At 36.9% G+C, this 21894-nt stretch carries 5 protein-coding genes; all 5 read right to left on the bottom strand.

Going from position 1 to position 21894, the window contains the following annotated elements:
* Positions 1 to 6 precede the first annotated feature (6 nt).
* The 5 genes from G5W_RS0119540 to carA all read right to left on the bottom strand — a co-directional run bounded on the left by G5W_RS0119540 (position 7) and on the right by carA (position 21422).
* The gene (locus G5W_RS0119540) at positions 7 to 6471 is read right to left on the bottom strand and encodes a non-ribosomal peptide synthetase (protein WP_010099284.1); all 6465 of its coding nucleotides are present in this window, start codon (positions 6469 to 6471) and stop codon (positions 7 to 9) included.
* A 29-nt stretch (positions 6472 to 6500) separates the two neighbouring features.
* On the bottom strand, positions 6501 to 10868 hold the full coding sequence (locus G5W_RS0119545) for a MupA/Atu3671 family FMN-dependent luciferase-like monooxygenase (protein ID WP_010099286.1): 4368 nt from the start codon (positions 10866 to 10868) through the stop codon (positions 6501 to 6503).
* 1 nt (position 10869) lies between these two features.
* The gene (locus tag G5W_RS23040; RefSeq protein ID WP_010099288.1) at positions 10870 to 16998 is read right to left on the bottom strand and encodes a non-ribosomal peptide synthetase; all 6129 of its coding nucleotides are present in this window, start codon (positions 16996 to 16998) and stop codon (positions 10870 to 10872) included.
* Between the two features lie 67 nt (positions 16999 to 17065).
* Positions 17066 to 20323, bottom strand: coding sequence for a carbamoyl-phosphate synthase (glutamine-hydrolyzing) large subunit (gene carB, locus G5W_RS0119555; protein WP_010099290.1), 3258 nt, complete (start codon positions 20321 to 20323; stop codon positions 17066 to 17068).
* Positions 20310 to 21422 carry a glutamine-hydrolyzing carbamoyl-phosphate synthase small subunit gene (gene carA, locus G5W_RS0119560; RefSeq protein ID WP_010099292.1) on the bottom strand — a complete coding sequence of 371 codons (1113 nt, stop codon included), beginning with the start codon at positions 21420 to 21422 and terminating at the stop codon, positions 20310 to 20312. Before carA ends, carB begins: the two co-directional genes overlap by 14 nt.
* Positions 21423 to 21894: the final 472 nt, after the last annotated feature.

Genomic DNA, 21894 nt, shown 5'->3' on the forward strand with positions numbered 1-21894 from the left:
ATCCATTTAATTTTCAATCTCTTCAAATAGCGAATCTAATTCCTCCCCCCCTAGCTCTAATTTCATTTCAACAATAAAATCTAGTATTGCTTGAATAGTCGGGTACTCAAAAATAGCCTTTATCGGTAGTTCAATCTCAAATAGTTCTGATATCCTGGCCACTAATTGGGTAGCAGTTAATGAATGCCCCCCTAATTCAAAAAAATTACTATTCAAACCAATATTATCTATAGGTAGATTTAAAGTTTCTGCCCAGCATTCTGCTACTACCACCTCCTCCTCTGTTACCGGTTTCTGAATCACTTTTTGTTGTCTAAAAATGTGTACAGCTGTTGGAAGGGAGTGACGGTCTACTTTTTTATTATTTAGTCTCGGCAGCTCTTCCATTTGAACAAAGATAGAAGGAACCATGTGCTCAGGAAGTTTAGACCTTAATTCTTCTATTATTTTCTTTTCCTCCCATTCCCCGTGAGGAACTACATAAGCAACAAGAGTATGATAGTTTTGGTTATCTCCTAAAGGTTGGACTATCGCCTCCTTCACTCCTGTTTGTAGATTTAATAGACTCTCAATCTCACCCAATTCTATTCTAAATCCTCTAACCTTAATCTGATGATCCAGTCTCCCTAAATGCTCTAGATTTCCATCATGTAATACCTTACCAATATCCCCCGTCTTATAGAGAATTTCTTCTTCTCTAAATGGATGTGGGATAAATCGCTTTTCATTTAGATCATCTCGATTCAGATATCCGTTACTTACTCCTACACCACCAATATATATTTCTCCTATTACTCCCATAGGGACTGGATTTAAGTCTGGATCTAAAATGAATACCTCTGTGTTAGGTACAGGCGTTCCTATTGGGACAGAGTCTTGCACACATTCAGGCGATGATACCCGATACCATGTCGTGGCAATTGTTGTTTCAGTTGGTCCATACACATTATAAAAGTTACGATCCAATGACCACCTTTTTGCAACCTTAATTGGACAACGCTCTCCTCCTGTACTAACGGTTTGTAAAGATGGGATATCTTCAGGTAGTATAGAATCTAATACAACGGGAGGTAAGTCAGCTAACGTAACATTCCAATCTCTAAATCTCTTAACTAATGCTTTCGTGGATAGTTGCTCCTCTCTACTTACCACACATAAGGTTGCACCTGCCAATAATGCCATTAATATCTGCCATAGAGAAGCATCAAAACTAATTGTTGCAAACTGGCCTACTTTCGTTTCCTGTGTAATATTAAATTCATCAATTGTAGCAGATATTAAATTCATGACACTACTGTGTTTCACCATGACACCATTCGGAGTACCAGTTGTTCCAGAAGTATAAATAATGTACGCAATATCCTCTGGATAGCTTTTGTCTTTCGTCAAAAGTGAGTAATCTTCGCTGTCTTGTGATTGATCAGTACAAAGATAAGGTAAGTCAGACTTACTAAGCTTTTCTTCTAACGAAGTTTGCGTTACTATGGCTCCCACCGATGCATCCTTTAGAATAAAATCCCTACGATTTAATGGTAGTTCCGAATCTATAGGCACATAAGCAGCTCCGCATTTCAAGATTCCTAGAAAACCAAAAATCATTTCACTAGATCTCTCATGGTAAAGTGCTACCCGATCTCCTCTACGGATTCCCATCTTGTAAAGTTGATTTGCAATTTTATTCGCTCTTTTATTTACTTCATCGTAAGTGTAGCTTCGGTCCAAGAAACGAAGAGCGATGTGGTTAGGACTTGACCTCACCCAATTTTCAAAAGAATACTGGATACAGTCTTTTATGCTTCTAGGCTGACTTTCAGCTTTTTTTACGAGAAGGTCATGTTGCTGATCGACCAGTTGAATTCGTGAAATCTCCATGTTCGGATTTTCAATAACTTGTGAAATAATCTTTATATAATCAGAGAGCATCTGTTCAATGGACTGTTGTCTAAAAAGATCCGTGTTGTACTCCATTACCATTTCAAAACCTCTCTTACTCTGCCCGATAATCAATGTTAAATCAACTTTCGAAGTCCTCCACTCAATTTCAAACTCTTCTACGGACAGTCCACCATAGTTGCCATTCTTCCCTTGTTCATCATTTTGCAATGTAAAGGCAACCTGGTAAATTGGATTATAGCTCAAGCTACGTTCTGGGTTTAATTCCTGTACAATTCTCTCAAACGAAATATCTTGATTTTCAAGAGCACCAAGAATTTGATTATTCACTTGTTGCAAAAGACTTTTAAAATTTCGGTCTCCTTTAACCGTGGATGGAATTACTAAAGTATTTACAAAGAGTCCTAAAATCCCTTCTAACTCCTGAATGTTTCGATTAGCTATAGGAGTACCAACTAGAATTTTGTCTTGGTAAGTATATCGATATAGCAAAATGTTGAAAAAAGTAAGAAATATGGTGTAAGGAGTTACTTTTGCTTCCTCGCATATTTCTTTAATAAGAACAGCATGTTTTTCTGGTAATTTCATCCTGATTAATGAACCATTGTATGATTGCATAGAAGGACGAGGCTTGTCCAAAGGTAGCTCCAGTAAGGAAGGTGCACCACTTAATTGTTCTTTCCAGTACTGAAGTTGTTGATTTATCTGTTCCTCTGTATACCTATTTTGTTGCCAATTTACATAGTCTGCATATTGATATACTGGCTGTTCCAATTGTATTGGCATGTTTGAGATAATTTGATGATAAATAGCAAACAACTCATCCATCATTATTCGTAAGGACCAACCATCTGATATAATATGGTGCTGTACAATTAACAATACATGTTCATTAGGATTCGATTTTACTAGATGGACCCTAATTAAAGGCCCTGTTTCTAGTTTAAAAGGCTCCATTGACTTCTCTGTAAGGTAATTCATAATATCTTGTTCACTTCTGTTTTCATCAAAGTCCAGTATATTGATAGTACATTTTAAATCTTTTAATACTACTTGAACTGGGTCAATGTTCTTACTCTCCCTGAAAACAGTTCGAAGAGAGTCATGTCGTTTATTGACCTCTTGTATGCTTTCAGTGAAAGCCCTATAGTCCAAGTCACCAATTATCTTTAGACTAATAGGCATGTTGTAGTATGCACTGTCACTTTCCATCCGATATAAGAACCACATTCTTTTCTGTGCATCTGAAAGAGGAATCCCCTTCTCTTTTTCTGCTTCAGAAATGTTCGAAAGAGCGAAATGAGTCGATACCGCTTCTAATTGTAATAAATGTGTCGATAGCTCCCGAATGCTTGGCTTTTCGAAAAATTCCTTGATTGACAGTTCTACTTTGAACTCTTTTCTAATCATGGAAACTAACCTTGTCGCCAACAGAGAATGGCCCCCTAATTTAAAAAATGAATCATCGATGCTCGGAACCGGGCGTTCCAATATTTTTTCCCATACGTCTTTCATTTTTTCTTCCAAGCGATTCATGGGTTGTATTTCTATTTCATTCCAATTACTGACTTGGATTTCAGGTAATGCTTTTCTGTCAATTTTTCCATGTGCATGCCTTGGTAAAGTGTCCATTTTAACTAAATAGGCAGGCACCAAGTTTGGAGGTAACTTTTGTTTCAAATATGTCTGAAGATCCTTGTCCAATACCTCTTTTTTACTTACATAGTATGCTACCAATTGTTCTTCATTTCGAACCTTCGTTACCGTAACGATAGCCTCGGTTATACTAGGGTGTGAGAGTAATTGACTTTGAATTTCTTCTGGTTCGACCCGTATTCCCCTGATTTTCACTTGTCCATCCAACCGGCCTAAAAATTGAATTTCGCCAGTGTACAGAATTTTTCCTATATCACCTGTTTTATACATGCGTGAGTCTGTGATAAATGGGTCTTCCATAAATCTTTCAGCCGTTAATTCTTCCCTATTTAGGTATCCTCTAGCAACCTGCTCACCAGCTATATAGATATGTCCCGGTATACCGGAAGGGACAGGTCTTAATTTATCGTCTAGGATGTAGATTCTATTATTGGATAAAGATGATCCTATTGGTGTTGTGCTGAACTGATTGGACAATCCTTTCTTAGTTACTTCGTATACAGCAACACCAATAGTAGTTTCTGAAGGCCCATAATGGTTAAATAATTTGCAACTAGCTGGGATGTTTCGGTAAATCTCTTTAATCCAACTCCATTCAGATGCCTCACCACCCAGTATCAAACCTTTACGAGGAAATAATTTCGTTCCTGATTCACTACTTAACGCCTTTAGATGTGAAGGAGTTATCTTATACCAATCTATCGCTTTCCCTTGAACAATTTCCTCAACCTTTGCCGGATCAATTGCATCCTCCTTCAGTAAGAAGAACAGTGTCCCTCCTGATAAAAGAGAAGTGTAGATTGTTGTGAGACAAAAATCGTATGCCAGGGATTGAAGGAGTAAGTACCGATCTTTTGGCTTATTACCGAGTTTCGTTTGTATCGCATAAATGTAGTTGGATAGATTTCTATGTTCAACAAGAACTCCTTTTGGTATCCCAGTCGATCCGGAGGTATAAATACCATACGCAAGTTGTGAACTATCGCAATCCACATTCAAGTTATCTTCTCTTTCATCTAGTAAAAAATCATCTAATTGATCAATATAGAGAATAGGAACCTCATATCCCTCATAACTCGTTTTGTATTCCGAGTGCGTAATGATTGCCTTAAGTTTTGAATCTTGTGTAATAATTTCGATTCTTTCTTTTGGACTTTCAACATCTAGCGGTAGGTAAGCTCCCCCTGCTTTTAGTACGCCTAACATTGCTATAATCGCTTTAGCACATGGTTGGAGCTGAATTCCAATAAAATCCTCTTTGCCAATTCCTTGCTTTTGTAACCACCGTGCAATTTGATTGGCTCGATTATTTGTTTGTAAGTATGTATACGACCTTTCATGATCACTCAATGCAATTGAATTCGGTGTATTAAGAACCTGGCCTTCAAACTGTACATGTATAGGTTCAGTAGGAAAAGGCTTGCACCCCGATTGATTATACAAATAAGCGGATTCCGACCTCTCCTTTGAAGTAAGTAGGTTTAAATCATAGATTCTTTGATGTGGGCTTTGAACAATCTCATCTGCAACTTGCAATAGTCTTTGAACAAAAGATTGCACCTCGTACTCAGATAGAATGCTCGTCCGATAAAGAACTCTTCCTATCATTTCTTCCCCTTCTATAATGGATAGAGTTAACGGAAATCTCGCTACTTCTGTTGGAATTAACTCATACTCCACTTTTATACCTGGAAGACTGAACTGAGTAGGTGGCTCTTGCATCACAAATAATAGTTGATAAAAAGGATTTGCCCTTACATCACGATTAGGATTCAATACTTCAACGACTTTTTCAAACGGTACATCTTGATTCTCAAGTGCTTGTATGGTTGTTTCATGTACTTGTTGCAAATATTCTATAACAGAAAGGTTTTGTTCAGCTTTTGTACGGATGACAACTGTATTAATAAAAGGGCCTATTACGTTACGAGTCTCCCTTATATTTCGGCCCGCAATAGGCGTTCCTACCGCGAGGTCAGTTTCCTGAGTATATTTACTGATGACTATCTTATATATCGCCAGCCATACGCTATATAAGGAAACCTTTTGTTCTTCAGCTAGTTTTCTCAATTTATCAGTTAGAATATTGGGAATTTTAAAGTTATACTCACTACCTACTCCTGTACCTTCCTGAGTTATTCCACCTATAGAAAGCATCGGTAAATCTCCCTCAAGCTTCTCCTTCCAATATTCTAGTCCCTTTTCCAAATTCTCACTTGTAAGTAACTTTTCTTGCCATAAGGCATAGTCATGGTACTGAATGGTTAATTCTTCTTGAGATTGTTCTGGATTAATCTCCCCATTCTGGCTATACATGTTATAAAATCTTTCTAACTCTGACAGCAGTATGGATGCAGACCAACCGTCTGATAAAATATGGTGCCTAGAAAAAAGCACTGAATAACTACTCTCTGATAGTTCTATAATGGACATACGGATAAGATTTTCTTGTTCTAATCGATATGGATAGTTAGCCTCTTTGCGACAGTACTCTGAAAGTATTTCCTGTTGTTCTTCTCCACTTATCCCTCTTAAGCTAAGGAACTGTATTGTCGGTTCAGATTTTGTAATGACCTGTTCAATTGAATCTTCCGTTTGCTTAACACGCATTCTAAGAATTTGGTGCCTATTTACAATCTGTTCAAAGCTTTTCTTCAGAGCTTCAATATTCACCTTTCCCGATAAATTAATCTTAATTAGGTGCTCATTATATATTGGCAACTCTGGGTTTAATTGACTCATAAACCAAATCTGTTTTTGAATGGATGATAAAGGATAACTACCTCTTTCTTCATGCCGAGGTATAACGTGTCTTCCCCCATTAGAAAGATAATGATTTTCCCTTTTGTTTTTCAACTTTTTTAATACCATATCTCTTTGTTCGGGCGTCAAGGATTCCAAGCGCTTTCTTAAATCGCTCACCATACTTCCCCCTCTCTCGACACTTTACTTTATTCTAAATCCATTTCTTTTAATATGGATTCAAGTAGATCTTCATCAGCAGATTCTATTTGAAGCTTTTCTACCTCGTTAGCAATATCGGTTAAGCTTGGGTTCTGATATAACGAGCGTAGTGGATAGGATATTTGGAATTCTCTATTGAGTTCATGTACAAACTGCGTAGCTGATAACGAGTTCCCACCAAGCTCAAAAAATGTTTTACTTAACTCAGCATCATTGATATTAATCTTTAATACATCTGCTGCAAGTTGTATAATCATTCTGTCTACGAAAGTTACTTCCATTAGACTGTTCACTTTAGCCGAATCTTCTATCCTATATGTGCTAACAAGTTCTTTACGGTCTACCTTACCACTTGCATTCATAGGAAAATCATTTACCTCGATAAAGTAAGAAGGAATCATATAGCTCGGAAGTTCAGATTCTAACGCTTTTTTTAATGTATCACTTGCAAGTCGAAAGCCCTTCTCCAATTGAATAAAGGCAATTAGAGTATCCTGCTCTGGGTGTACGACAACTATTGCTCTGGTTACCGTATCCCTATTTTCTATAAAGCGTTCGATCTCATTTAGTTCAACTCTATATCCCCTAATCTTTACCTGATTATCCTTCCTTTCCATAAAATGCAGATGCCCATCTGGTAGAAGCTTCACTATATCCCCTGTTTGGTATACACGGTCAACAAATCCGTATATGTTGATATAAGTAAAGCGCTCAGAATTTAGATCTTGATTTGCTCGGTAGCCTTTTGCAACACCAGCTCCCCCAATATAGAGTTCCCCTGGCATACCTATAGGAACCGGTCTTTTATACTTATCCAAAACATACAGATTAGTATTTTTTATTGGCTTCCCGATTGGGACGATAGGCTCATCAACATCCAATATATGTTCTTCGATTCTATATATGGTGGACCATATTGTTGTTTCTGTAGGTCCGTACATATTCCATAACTTTGCAGAAGTATTCCTGGTTAATGTCTTAACCATGGATGTAGGAAGAGCTTCTCCACCGATGAGTATATGATTTACCGAGGACAATGTATTTAATAATTCATCCCTAGTAACGAGCATACGCATGAGTGTCGGTGTACTCTGAAAGATTGTAACTTTGTTGTTATGAATCAATTCACTTAATGATTCTTCCATTACCGTTTCTTCATACTGTTTACGTAGATCGTTTAAGGAATTCAATCCATCCATTACAATTGGTTGTTCAATTCCAAAATCAATAAGACAAGCGATCTCATTAACTCCTAATGAGGAAAGTTTTTCAACCTTTGGAATTAGGTCTTTTGGTGTTCCAAACAAACCACTAGTCTGGAAATACCTTTCAAAAGCTACATCAGCTATTTGTTCTATTTCATCCTTCTCTAGAGAACTTAAATTGCGTCCCGAATACCCCATTTCACTTGCAACATTCTGAAGCAAGCCAAAGGAAGACTTTAGATATGATTTGAAGGGTAGTTCTACTAATGATTTTACTTTTTCTAGATTCTCGCCCACAAATGTATGTAGCATAAGAGTTACCATACCGGTATCGGGGTCATATCCATTTTTCTCTAGGGATTGACGATATACTTTGATTTTTTCCTCTAACTCGTCTGGACTTTGGCCAAGTAGGTGTGTCAATATATTTGCTCCAATTTCTCCTGCCTTCTCAAAACTTTCCGGGTTTCCACTAGTTGTAATCCACAAGGGAAGCCCAGATTGGACTGGTTTCGGAAAAATTTCCACCATCTCTTCTTTATCGTTCACACCATTAAAGGCAACTCTTTCTCCTCTCCATAGTTTGAGAACTTTAGCGATTGATTCATACATCACCTGATGTTTCCGCTCGTAATTTTGCGGTTCCAATACAAAATCACGAGGGTGCCAGCCTGGTGCGAATGATAACCCAACCCTGCCGTTAGATAGGTGATCGACTATAGACCATTCTTCTGCTACCTTTATCGGATTATGTAATGGAAGAACGACACTACCAGCACGTACTTTAATATTGTTTGTGACTGCAGCAATTGCTGAGCTTAAAACGGATGGAGATGGATACAGTCCACCAAAAGGATGAAAGTGGCGTTCCGGTGTCCAAACCGCTTCAAAACCGTTCTCATCCGCAAATTTTACACCTTTCATTACGAGATCGTATTTGTTTTGGACAATACTTTCATCATCACTAGCGAAATAATAGAGACTAAAATCTACTGCTGAAGCTTGACTCTGGTTTCCAATTATTTGTGATTCTGTTGCAATGACAACTTTTGCACCATGGGTCAGTGGCCATAATAGCTCTAGTAAGGAGATATCAAAGGTAATATTGGTGACTGAGAGTACCGCATCTTCTTCACAGCAATCAATCTTTTCATCCATCGCATCTAGAAAATTCGCAAGGTTATTATGTGTAACTTCCACGCCTTTAGGAGCTCCGGTTGATCCTGAGGTATAGATAACATAAGCCACATTTGTACCTTCTATATTATTTTCTAATGAAATAGAACTACCTTGCATTGATTCTGTAAGACAGTATACAGGTATATCAAGGTGTAAAAATTCATTCATATAATGATTTTCTGTTATAACTATTTCCGGTCTTGAGTTTTCGATGATGAACTGTTTTCTCTTAGCAGGCCACTGAGGATGTATCGGGAGGTATGCACCACCTGCTTTAAAAATCCCAATAATTGAAACCAACATTTCAACGGATCGATCATGACAAACACTCACAAGAGGAGAATTAGATTTGGTATGATTCATAATATGTTGTGCAACGCGATCCGACCATTCGTCCAATTCTGAATACGTCAGTTTCTTGTTCCTACATACTACCGCTATTTGATTTTTGTGTTTGGATACAGTTTTTAAAAATCTATCAACCCAATTTCTCGGTTGCTCGAACTTCTTATCCGAGCTCACTAAGTGGTTTCTGACCCATTCGATTTCTTCATCCGTAATAATTTCAATTTCTCCAATAGGGATATTTGAATCTTTTTTTAGCTGTTCTATTATTTGGAGATAATGAGTAAACATATTGTCGATTTGCTTTCCCTCGAACAAATCCGTATTAAATTCAATTTCGACAAATACCCCATCTTTGTTGTTTATCGTGTTAATCGTCATGTCAAACTTAGATACACCGATATCCACAAATAGTGGTTCAATAGAACAATTGCCTATTTTGTCTATTGGAAATGGTTGATTTAAGTATGTAAACATAACTTGAAATAATGGATTATAGCTAAGAGTTCTTTCAGGCTTTAACACATCAACAATGTCATGAAATGGTGCCTCTTGGTGTTCAGTGGCATCTAAAGTATGCTCCTTTACCTTTTGAAGTAGGCTTTGAAATGTCATATCTTCAGATAGAGCTGTTTGAATGATAACTGTATTTGCAAAAAAACCAAGACTTCGCTGAACCTCTGATATATTTCGATTCGCCATTGGGATTCCGATGGCAATTGAATCCTGTTTTGAGTAACGATGCAATAATAATGTCCAGCAAGATAGCAGGGTCATAAATATAGTTGCTTCATGTTCAATTGAAATGTTTTTAAGCGTTTCAGTTGCGTCGCTACTTAATTTGTAAAGACGCTTTGCCCCTAGATTCCTTTGAACATCCGGTCTATTTTTACTAATTTGGAGGTCAAGTTGTTGTACATGATTGGTAAGTTTTTCTTTCCAATAATTAACCGACTCTTCGTGGTTTTTGTTTTCTAAAGACCAAAGAGTGTAATCGACAAATTGCCACTGAGGCGATTGGTTTGGGTTCACTATTAGATTGTTTTCATAATTATCCTTTAATTCTTCTAGGAAGATTCTAGTCGATGTAGCGTCCCAAACGATATGATGAACGACAAGTACAAGCAAGCTCACTTTCTCGTTAATTGGACTGATTCCAATTCGAACTAGTGAATCTTTTACTAAATCAAACGACCGCCGTGCAAAAGAATTTATCACTTCTTCTTTTATAATTTGTTGGTTGAGTATGGATTGAGATATAGGGTCAAGCTGCTCAATCTTTACCTTTCTTGAGGGATGTACTATCTGCATGACCTGATCTTCTTCTTGGTAAAAGTTAGTTCTTAAAACTTCGTGTCTACTAATAATATCGTTCACGGTTAGTTCTAATTGATTAACATCGACTTCCCCCTCTAAACGCAACACATACGTTTCATTATAGGAAGGGTTTCCTGGCTGTAATTGATTTAAAAACCATAGTCTTTGTTGAGCTGAAGAAGCGGGGAAGTCGTTCCCCTCACGTTTGAAGGAAACGATTCCGTTTTGCTTTTCTTTCTTCTTCATTAATTCTAGTAACTGTTGTTTTTTGGCTTCAAGTTCTTGTTTAGAATAGAGCGACTTTGACATATTACCTCTCCTTATTCAGGTATTCACTTAGCATTCTGTCAATCTCTCCTTCAGATAAATTATCGAGCTGTTTGATTAGTTCAACTTCCATCGATTCTTGCTTTTGACTCAGGATACTCGCAATTCCTGCAATAGTCGGTGATTCAAAGAATTCTCTAAGAGAGATTTGAATGTCAAATGTATCTCGTATTTTTGAAACTAGTTGAGCGGCTAATAGTGAATCACCGTTTAACTCAAAGAAACTAGCAAAAACACTCACTTTCTCCACTCTAAGTATTTCTATAAATAGGGTTTCAAGCTTTTGTTCAAGTTCATTCCTAGGTCTTTGATCTTCCCCTCTTGATACCAGGGTAAATGGATATGGCAGGGATGCACGGTCAATTTTACCATTACCGGTTAGTGGGATATCGTCAATGAAAACAAATTGATTCGGAATCATATAATTTGGCAATTGGTTTTGCAAATGGCTCTTAATTCTATCAATTATTTTTCCTTGATACTGCCTTGCTAACGGCTGATTAGTATATGCTTTATGTGTATTATTCTGTTCTTCTGTCTTATGAGCCCAAACATACGAATCTCCTGCATCCTCTCGTCGAGTAAAGAAAACATCATAGCCATCATTTGGATCCTCTATATTCAATTGAAAATGTACTTGATATGAAGATGTCTGTTCTAGCACGAACCATTCAAATGGATCAATGCCTGTCTGTTGATAGTATTTGTTTGCCTCGGCGCTTATCTCCTCAATCGTTTTGTTGCTGGCTATGTTTAGTCGCTTGGAAATCCAAACTTCTTGCTGATTTCTTCTTGGTTGAACACCTTTTATACCAAAACATTCGGGTTGTTCATTGGCTAATACAGACTTTACATATTGTAGGTTAAGCCTACTTTGCCATGGAATCCAATTCACTTTTTGATTTTGTTCTGGAGCTTTTCCTATGTGAAGGACTACATCGTATCTAAAACGATTCATTTCGTTTTGTTCTTCTCCAATTTTCGGCAGAAGTTCCACGTGTGCAATTTGTGGAAACTTATTTAATAAATAGTCTACAAAGTAGGACGGATCAATAAGTAATTCATTTTCCTCTGCTATTGATAAAGCAACCTTCTTTTTCAAATCATTAACTGTCGCATTTTCACTTACATGCCTTAATTGTTTCGCAATATGAAAAGGGTTAAGTAATCGATAGTCTCGAATATCTCCAATAAAGACTTTTCCTCCGTTAATTACTCTTGAAGTCACTTTACTAATCACATCATCCAAATAGCGCTGACTTGGGAAGTATTGGACAACTGAGTTAAGAATAACCGTGTCAAAAGACGCTTCTTCTAGCATCTCAACTTGATCTGCTCTAAGTATTTCGAGATGGATGTGTTGATGGCTAACATGTTGGGATAAATATTTTAAAGCCTCTTCTGAAATATCTGTTCCTACATATTTTTCTGTTTCTGATGCAAGCTTTTGTAATATAAGTCCAGTACCACAGCCGATTTCAAGTACTTTCTTCGGTTTTAGGGATCGTATTCGTTCTACTGTGTGGTTCACCCATGCTTCCATCTCAATTTCAGGTATTTCTTTTCCAGTAAAACTATCGATCCACCCCGCATAATTATGTTGCTGAACCTGTGGTTGTTGATCAGAGTATATCTTGTCATATACGGTATTCCACTGCGTGACCTGGTTCTTCTCATAAACAGAGTAATCCGCTTCAAGCTGTTGGTGGTCCGGCACGACATAAGCAACAATTTGTTTCGTGCTCTCAGCCTCTTGATGGGCAATTACCACAGTATCCTTTACCATATCTGTTTCCTTCAGTAGAGACTCTATCTCCCCAAGTTCAATACGGTAACCTCTAATCTTAACTTGATTATCTACTCGTCCTAGAAATTCAATATTTCCATCTGGCACAAAACGCCCTATATCTCCGGTATCATATAACCTCTCACCCGTAGTTGGATGATAGACGAAACTAGCGTTGGTCTTCTTTTCGTCACACCAATAACCTTGAGCTAGTCCAACTCCACCTATATATAGTTTTCCAGGAACCCAAACCGGACAAGGCTCCATGTTTTCATCGAGTATTCTAAAATACTGGTTTGAAAGAGGTCTTCCATAAGGGATACTCTTCCAATTCGGGAGCACCTGATTAATCTCATAATAGATTGACCATATAGATGCTTCCGTTGCCCCTCCCATACTAACAATACGTACATCTGGGAAATAATTACGAATTCTGTCAGGAAGGTCTAATGGAATCCAATCTCCACTAAGAAAAACGTTCTTCAATGTATGCTCGATTTCCCTAGAAGTATGTTGTTCAAACACTTGTAGAACAAGTTCCATTAATGCTGGAACCGAATTCCAAACTGTAACACGTTCACGTAACATAAGATTTCTTAGATACTCTGGATCTCTTTCTTGCTCTGAATTAGGAATAATTATTGTTGCTCCAGTTGCGAGGGTACCAAATATATCGTATACAGATAAATCAAAACTTAATGAGGATAGGGCTAATACACGATCCTCTTTCGTTACATCAAATTTTTCGTTCACGTCTAGCAGTGTATTCATCGCACTCTTATGCGTTATCACGACACCCTTTGGCCGACCTGTTGAACCTGATGTATAGATAATATATGCAATATCTTCTGGTAATTGTTTTGGCAGTAATTCTAGAGGGTATTCTACTGTTGTAGGTAGTCTTTCTTCATTGATAACTATGATATGGTTTGCAGATTGACTTAAAGTTGAGTAATATTTTTCCTGGGTTAAGATGATATCTACATTACTTTGTTCTAGTATATATTCTAGTCTGTTTTGTGGAATTGTTGGTTCAATAGGAAGGTAAATTCCACCTGACATCAATATGGAAAGTACTGCTACAGATTGTTCCCAACCTTTATCCATAATAACAGCGACCACATTTTCTTTCCTTGTCCCTGCCTCTATCAGTACCCTTTCAATACTCCTTGAGTATTGATACAACTCACTGTAGGTTAATGACTTTTCCTCAGATATAACGGCTGTTTGATTTGGATACAATTGAACAGATTCAATAAATAACTCATGTAATAATTTTGGTTTATAATCTCTCTCAACTGGTTTTAACTGTTGATTGTCTATAAATCCATTAACTTGTTCTATCGCATTTACACTTTCCCAAAGCACTTCTTCTGTAGATAACTGTTCAATTAATTGACAATACGTTTGGTACATTTCCTCAATCAATCCTGGAGGAAAACGTTCATCTAATGTATCCCAGTTGTATGCTAAGCTCCCATCATTTTCTTCCCATACTTGGTGATCAATTAGTATTTGAGGAGCCTGATTTGAACGGAAAACTTCCTTTCCAATCCAATTTAATACTTCCCACTTTTTATTCGTTCTATCTTGATTGACTAAACTTGTAAACACTACCGGCATCGATGCTTTGGATGGATCACCATTCTTTCTACTTAACTCACGCAATATATGAATACCAGATACCTCACGGTGATCTAAATCCTGGAGCATTTGTTCTTGAATCGCTTTCGCTCTATCGATAAAGGTTTTCTTATTCGTTTGATCTACCTCTAACAATGTAGTTGATGTAAACGAACCTACAAGCTCGTTCACCTGAGAATGCAATGGCAGTCTATTAAATGTAGGTAGATTTAATGTGAATTTTTTATTCTCACTCCACCGTGAAAGAACATCTGCAAAAATAGCACATAATATGCTTGATGGTGTTATCCCTGCTTTAGAAGCAATTCTTTTTAGTGACTCCCACTTATGTGCAGGGAGATTTCCCTGTCTCCCTACTAATCTCGTATGCTCCAATTTACGATTAGTTACAGGAAGCGTCGGTGCAGGAGCGAATGTATCCAATCGCTTATTCCAATAGGACAGTGATTCTTTATATGTTTCTGTTTCTTTTAAACCTTGAATAGCAATCATATAATCTCTATATAAAAGTTCTGTTTCACCTAACTCTGTCTCAGAATCATTATATAATTTAAGCCACTCTCTGTTTATAATATCTAATGACAATGCATCAATAATCATGTAGTCGAACCGAATATGGATGAAATATTGACTATCAGAGAAATGGGTGACTCTAATCTCAAATAATGGCCACTGCTTGGGATCTGGAACACGATGGGCTACTTCATCTCTTATCTCCATAAAGCGTTTATCTTTCTTTTGAACAGGCATCTCTCTCAGGTCTTCAAATATAATGTTATACTTTACATCCCTGAGCACTTTCTGTTCAACATTAGATAAGATGACTACACGTAACATATCATGTCTATCAATTAATTGCTGGAAACTTCGTTCAAATCTCTCAATATCCAACTCTTCGCTTTCAAGCTCATAATAAATATGACTACCAATATTGCCCAAATCAAAGTCTGTCTCACGCCCTAAATAATATGCTTGCGCAAGATCTGTTAAAGGAAACGACTCATACCTGTCTTTCTGATTTGGTGTAATGATTATTTCTTCGTCTTTATGCGCTATTTCGAACTCCTTGTTATCATTGTTTGCTTGCCTTTCTTGAAGTACTAATTCTGTCATTCCTGAAACTGTAGGATTGTTAAAAATAATAGTTAATGGTATTTTAACATTCAAGACTTCTTTAATCTGACTAACAATACGCAGCCCAAGCATAGAATGTCCACCTAAATCGAAGAAGTTGGAAGTTGGCGTTATTTTTTCGGTTTGTAATACTTTTTTCCAAATATTAATGATTGTATCTCTAACGCCAACAAATTCTTGAGATAGTTCATCTTTTGGAATAACTCTGATTCTATCAGTTTCAATATCCCTTTTGATATCTATTTCATCTAATGCAAGTTTTGTAGCATTTTCAGTAGGTAAAATTCGATACCAATTAATTCCGAATCCTATTGTCCAGAGCTTCCCAGCAGTTTGTAAATAAAACTTTTTATCATTCTGCTCCGACTTTGGATGTGGAAGTGATTGGAATATATTAATTTGCTCCTTAAAAGAATTTTTAGCAAACCTTGATAAAGTATCTCCCGGTCCCACTTCTAGTAAATTCCGGTAGCCATGGTTTAATAGCATTTGTATTCCTTGCGAAAAATTAACGGTTCCGCGTAAATGTCGCACCCAATATTCCGGTTCCTGCACTTGATTGTCTTGAATCCACGTACCAGTAACATTTGAAATCCAAGGAATGATAGGCCTACTAAATTCAACTGTTTGGAGAACGTCTCTAAACTTTTCTAGTATTGGCTCAATCATAAATGAATGGAAAGCATGAGATGTTTCCAATAGCTGACTATGAATTCCTTGTTGATTTAATTCGTTCTGAAATCTTTCAATATCTTCTTTATAACCTGCTACTACACATTGACTTGGGGAGTTGATAGCTGCAAGATCTAAATAGTCTGGCAACCTTCTATGAAGTGATTCTTGATCAAGGTTGACTGCCAACATCGATCCTTTCTCTATGCTCTGCATTAGCTCACCACGAGCAATTACAATTTGTAGTGCATCTTCTACAGATATAGAACCAGATATGCAAGCAGCAACGTATTCACCTATACTATGCCCAATCATAGCGTCTGGCTTTACGCCTAACTCCATCCAGTATTTACACAATGCATACTCAAGTGAAAATAGTATAGGTTGTGTGTACTGAGTTTGCTTGAGTAGATTGATAGTATCACTATCATTGCGATATATGATATCCCGAATATCATACTGTTTCAACTCATTGATAAAATTGGCACAATAATCAAAGTGCTTCCGATAGATTGGGGTTGTGTGATAAAGTGTTACTGCCATATTGACATACTGTGACCCCTGTCCAGGAAACATAAATGCAATTGGTTCTCGAGGCGATTCTTTCCCCCTAATCCATTCGTTATCTTCCAATTTCATTTCCTTTTCTAAGGTATCTTCATTCTCCACTACACAAACAGATCTATACTCTCCTTGAATACCTTGTATTTGATACGTATAGGCTAAATCTATCCATTGATTCATTGGGGTCGCTTTAATATGATGGATAAACTCTTCTTCCAATCTCTGAATCTGGTCCTCTCTTGTTGCAGTAATAGGGAACATTAAATAATTCATATTATCTATTCCTACATTTTTTCTCATTGTTTCCTTCATTTCAGCACCTCCATTTTAATTCTATTTTTCCTAAACTCGAAATTTAATCGAAATGTTTCTCTTCCATTTAGATCTTAGGCTCAAAAACTTCACCTGTGAGATATGATAGAAGAGATTTTGTGGACTCTTTATCCACATTCTGTTTAGTACTTTCAATGTAATGTAGATTAAATCGTAACGTATCTAACGATGTAAATAGAGGTATCTTGTTCTGGGTCGCCTGTACTCGAAGTATATATTCGAACCCTCTATTTTCTCCTGGACTATATGGAATATTAACAACCGCTAAAACATGGTCCGTTTTTAAACTATCTATAATCCCCTCTTCACTCTCCATCAATAATTGGACTAAGATACCCTTTTTTCGTAACCACTGTTCTGTGTCTTTTGTTCCTAGTATACTGATATTCATATCGACTATCTTTTCTATTAATGGTAAGCTTTCATCCTTGTAACGATCATTAATGACACAAATGATTGTTCCTTTAGATTCTGTATTTAAAAAGGATTGGTATTCCAAAGGTAGAACCTTACCCGCCGCTTCATTGATTGTTCTTCCTAATCCCAAAACTTCACCAGTTGACTTCATGATCGGACCAAGAGACGGATCAATCCCCGGAAGTTTATGTGTTGAGAATACTGGTAGCTTAATAGCAAAAAAGGGGAGTTCATCCAATAACCCTGTTAATGGCGTTAGAGAATCTAAAGTCTCTCCTAGCTGAATATATGTTGCCCACTTGATTAATGGTATTCCTGTAACTTTACTAAGAATCGGAACGGTTCTGGATGCTCGCGGATTCACCTCAATAATAAAGATGTCGTCCTCCTTAACTAAAAACTGGATGTTCATCATACCGATAATCGGAAGAGCACTACAAATCCGTTTCGTTATATCTTGTATTTGTTCTTTTTGTGCCTGACTCAGCGAAATAGAAGGTGTAATTGCTATACTATCGCCCGAGTGTACCCCTGTCCGTTCAACATGCTCAAAAATCCCTGCAATTAATACATTTGTTCCATCGCTGATCACGTCTACCTCACACTCAAGTGCTTCCATATACTGATCGATAACAAGGGGCCATATATCTGCTTTTTTACTCCTACTTAATTGTTCTAGATACTCAACTAATTCATTCCTGTGATAAATTAATTGCATCGACTCCCCACCAATTACGTAGGAAGGGCGTACGATAATAGGAGTTTCTATTTCACCAAGTGCTTTATCTATCTCAGAAAAACTAGAAATCTCTCTCCCTTTCGGATGTTCAATATTTAGTTCATCTAATAAATGATAAAAACAATCTCTATCCTCAAGCAAATGTATATTTTCTAGGCTAGTACCTAGGACTTGTACACCTGCATTAACCAGTTCCCTAACAAGGTTTATAGCGGTTTGACCTCCAAATTGGACAAGGACATGGCTAATCTTTTCCCTATCAATAACATGTAGAATGTCTTCTACTGTAAGAGGTTCGAAATAAAGCCTATCTGCTGTGGCATAATCAGTACTTAATGTTTCAGGATTATTATTAATGACAATAGATTCATAGCCTTTTTCTTTTAGAGCTAGTGCTGCATGGACTGAACAATAGTCAAACTCAATCCCTTGTCCAATTCTTATCGGACCAGATCCTAACACGAGTACTTTCACTTTCTCATTACGAATACCATCCGCCACATAATCATCACTTCCCCGCCATGTCGAATAATAATACGGGGTTAGCGCTTCGAATTCTGCGGCACATGTATCGACTTGCTTATAATTAGGAATAATTCCTAATTGATATCTTCTTTCCCGAATGATTTTTTCAGGAACTCCGAAAATCCGAGCTAATTCCACATCCGAAAAGTTTAATTCTTTTGCTTTATGTAATAAATTGTACGGTAATTGGTTCCATTCGATATTCGATAAAAATTGTTCCATACGGACAATGTTCTCTATTTTTTCTAAAAACCATATATCGATATGTGACTGTTTGTGAATGGTTGCTAGTTCCACTCCGCGTCTTAATGCTTCAGCAATAGCAAAAATTCTAGTATCCGTACCTTTTTTAATATCTTCTATTAACTCAGACACTAAACAGTCTTCATATTCATGCCAATACAGTCCTTTCGATTGTATGTCTAGCGATCGGATTGCTTTATTTAAAGCGCCTTCAAAAGAACGATCAATAGCCATCACCTCACCAGTCGCTTTCATTTGCGTCCCTAACCCTCTATCTACTTGCCTAAATTTTTCGAAAGGGAACCTTGGCATTTTGACAACAACATAGTCTAGTGCTGGCTCAGAAGATGAGAAAGTACTGCCAGTAATAGGATTCCGTATTTTATGCAGATGTAAGCCTATTGCACACTTTGCTGCTATTCTAGCAATAGGATAGCCTGTTGCTTTTGAAGCAAGTGCAGAAGATCGACTTACTCTAGGATTCACCTCAATAATGTAGTAATCATTCGTTTGAGGATGAAGAGCAAATTGTATGTTACAAGCACCAATCACCTCTAATGCTCGTATCACCCTTAGCGACACGGACCTTAACATTTGGTACTGCTTATCATTTAATGTCTGTGATGGGGCAACTACTATTGAATCACCCGTGTGTATCCCAATAGGATCAACATTTTCCATGTTACAAACTGTTATTGATGTGTCATTTGAATCTCGAATTATTTCATATTCTATTTCTTTCCAACCCTCTAAACTTCTTTCAATAATCACCTGGTTTATTGGACTATAAAGCAATCCCTTTGTTAATATATCTTTTAATTCGGTAATATTATTCGCATGTCCTCCACCCTCTCCACCTAGGGTATAGGCTGGTCTTATCATAAGGGGGAAACCTAGATATTCCCCAATCTCTATCCCCTCTTCTAAAGAGGTTACAATCTTGGATTCTATAACCGGTTCACCAATTTTTTGCATTAATGATCGAAATTTTTCCCGATTTTCTGCTTGTTGAATTGTCCAAAGAGAGCTTCCTAAGATTTCTACTTGATATTGTTCTAATATACCCTTTTCTGATAATTCAATCAGTAGATTTAAGGCCGTTTGACCTCCAAAACTCGCTAGAATTCCATCTGGTTTCTCACGGATTAAGATTTCCTCTACCGTTTCCGTAACCAATGGCTCCATATACACTTTACTCGCAATAGATGGATCAGTCATAATCGTTGCAGGATTATTATTCAGAAGAACAACTTCTATTCCTTCCTCTTGTAATGCTAGACAAGCTTGTGTACCGGAATAATCAAATTCAGCAGCTTGTCCTATTGTAATTGGCCCCGAACCTATAATGAGAACTTTTGATAGTTTTTTATGTGAATACATATTTCCTCTCACTTTCAATCATTTGTAAGTAGTCTTTGAAAATACTTAATGTATCGAGTGGTCCTGGTGAAGATTCAGGATGAAATTGTACGGTTTGAATCGGTAATTTCTTATGTTGTAATCCTTCAATGGAGTTGTCGTTCACATGACTATAAGTTATGTCGAATTCCTCTTCTATTTCCTTATTCTTGGTTACTACATAACCATGGTTTTGAGATGTGATAAACACTTTTCCGGTTTTATGATTATAGACTGGATGGTTGGAGCCACGATGGCCAAAGCCCATTCTCTCTGTCATCCCACCATATGCAGCAGCAATTAGCTGATGTCCTAAACAAATGCCGAGTGTCGGGTAGTTAAAGGTTAATTCCTTTATCACATTGTATAAATCTTTCATTTGTGCAGGATCTCCAGGTCCGTTGCTAATAAGTATCCCATCTGGTTGAAGACTTTCGATTTGCTCGTAAGTAGTGTTCCACGGAACAACTGTTACTTTAGATTCTAAGTTGCAAAGAGTACGTATAATTGATTGTTTACACCCTAGATCCATTACAACAATATGTAGTTTTTTATTCTCTTCTCTTGGCTCGTGTCCAAATCTTAATATCTTCTTAGTTGAAACTTTTTGAATCAAATCAATGCTATTTAATTTATATCCACGCATTTCATATAGCTTTTCTTTAATTATATTTGAGTCTGGAGGATAATTGGTTAGTATCCCTTTCATCGCCTTATTTCTTCCTATGTACTTTACAATTGCTCTTGTATCAACACCAGTAAGGTGAGGGATTTTATTTTTATTTAAGTAATGAAGAAAAGTCTCTTCCTGTTTTTGTTCTTTTGTTAGATGAAAATCATATGCAATCACTCCGGTTAAATGTTTCACATCGGATTCTTCACTATCTTGATTTAACCCATAGTTTCCAATTAAGGGATAGGTAAACACGATAATCTGGTCAGCATACGATGGGTCTGTAATAATTTCCTGATATCCGGTCATGCTTGTTGTAAAAACGACTTCACCAATATTGTCATTTCCATTTTCAATAGTTCCCATAAAGCTTGTTCCATCTTCCAATACAAGATATCCTGTTGTCACAAAATAAACCCCCTTCACAGTAAACATCATTGTGGAAAAGTATTTTGTATATCTTTATTTTCACCACTGGTCGGCAAATTTCTCCGAATATTTTGCTTATCTCCCAACATATAAAAAGTATCCTTCAAGTCAAATTTGTCTGACTAATCGTATTATATATAAAATTGTAATATCATGCAACTTTCTGTAAATTTAACCTAACGATCTTTGCATTTCTTGTAGATTCTATAAACTAGATCATTTGACTCCACTTGCACCAAGCTTATATACTTCTTGAAATTAATCGTTTGTTGTTTAGTAAAAGTAAAATTTCAGGTGTTTAGATGGGGGGATGGTTGTATATACTGAGAGGAAATCTTCACAATAGGATTAGTTTAACTTACTTGAGACTACCTCACTACATCTTCCTTTATTACGATTCTAATTGAAAGCAATATACATAAAAATGCTCAGAATCGAGGTGCATACAAAA

Source organism: Ornithinibacillus scapharcae TW25, assembly GCF_000190475.1.
Lineage (GTDB): Bacteria > Bacillota > Bacilli > Bacillales > Amphibacillaceae > Ornithinibacillus > Ornithinibacillus scapharcae.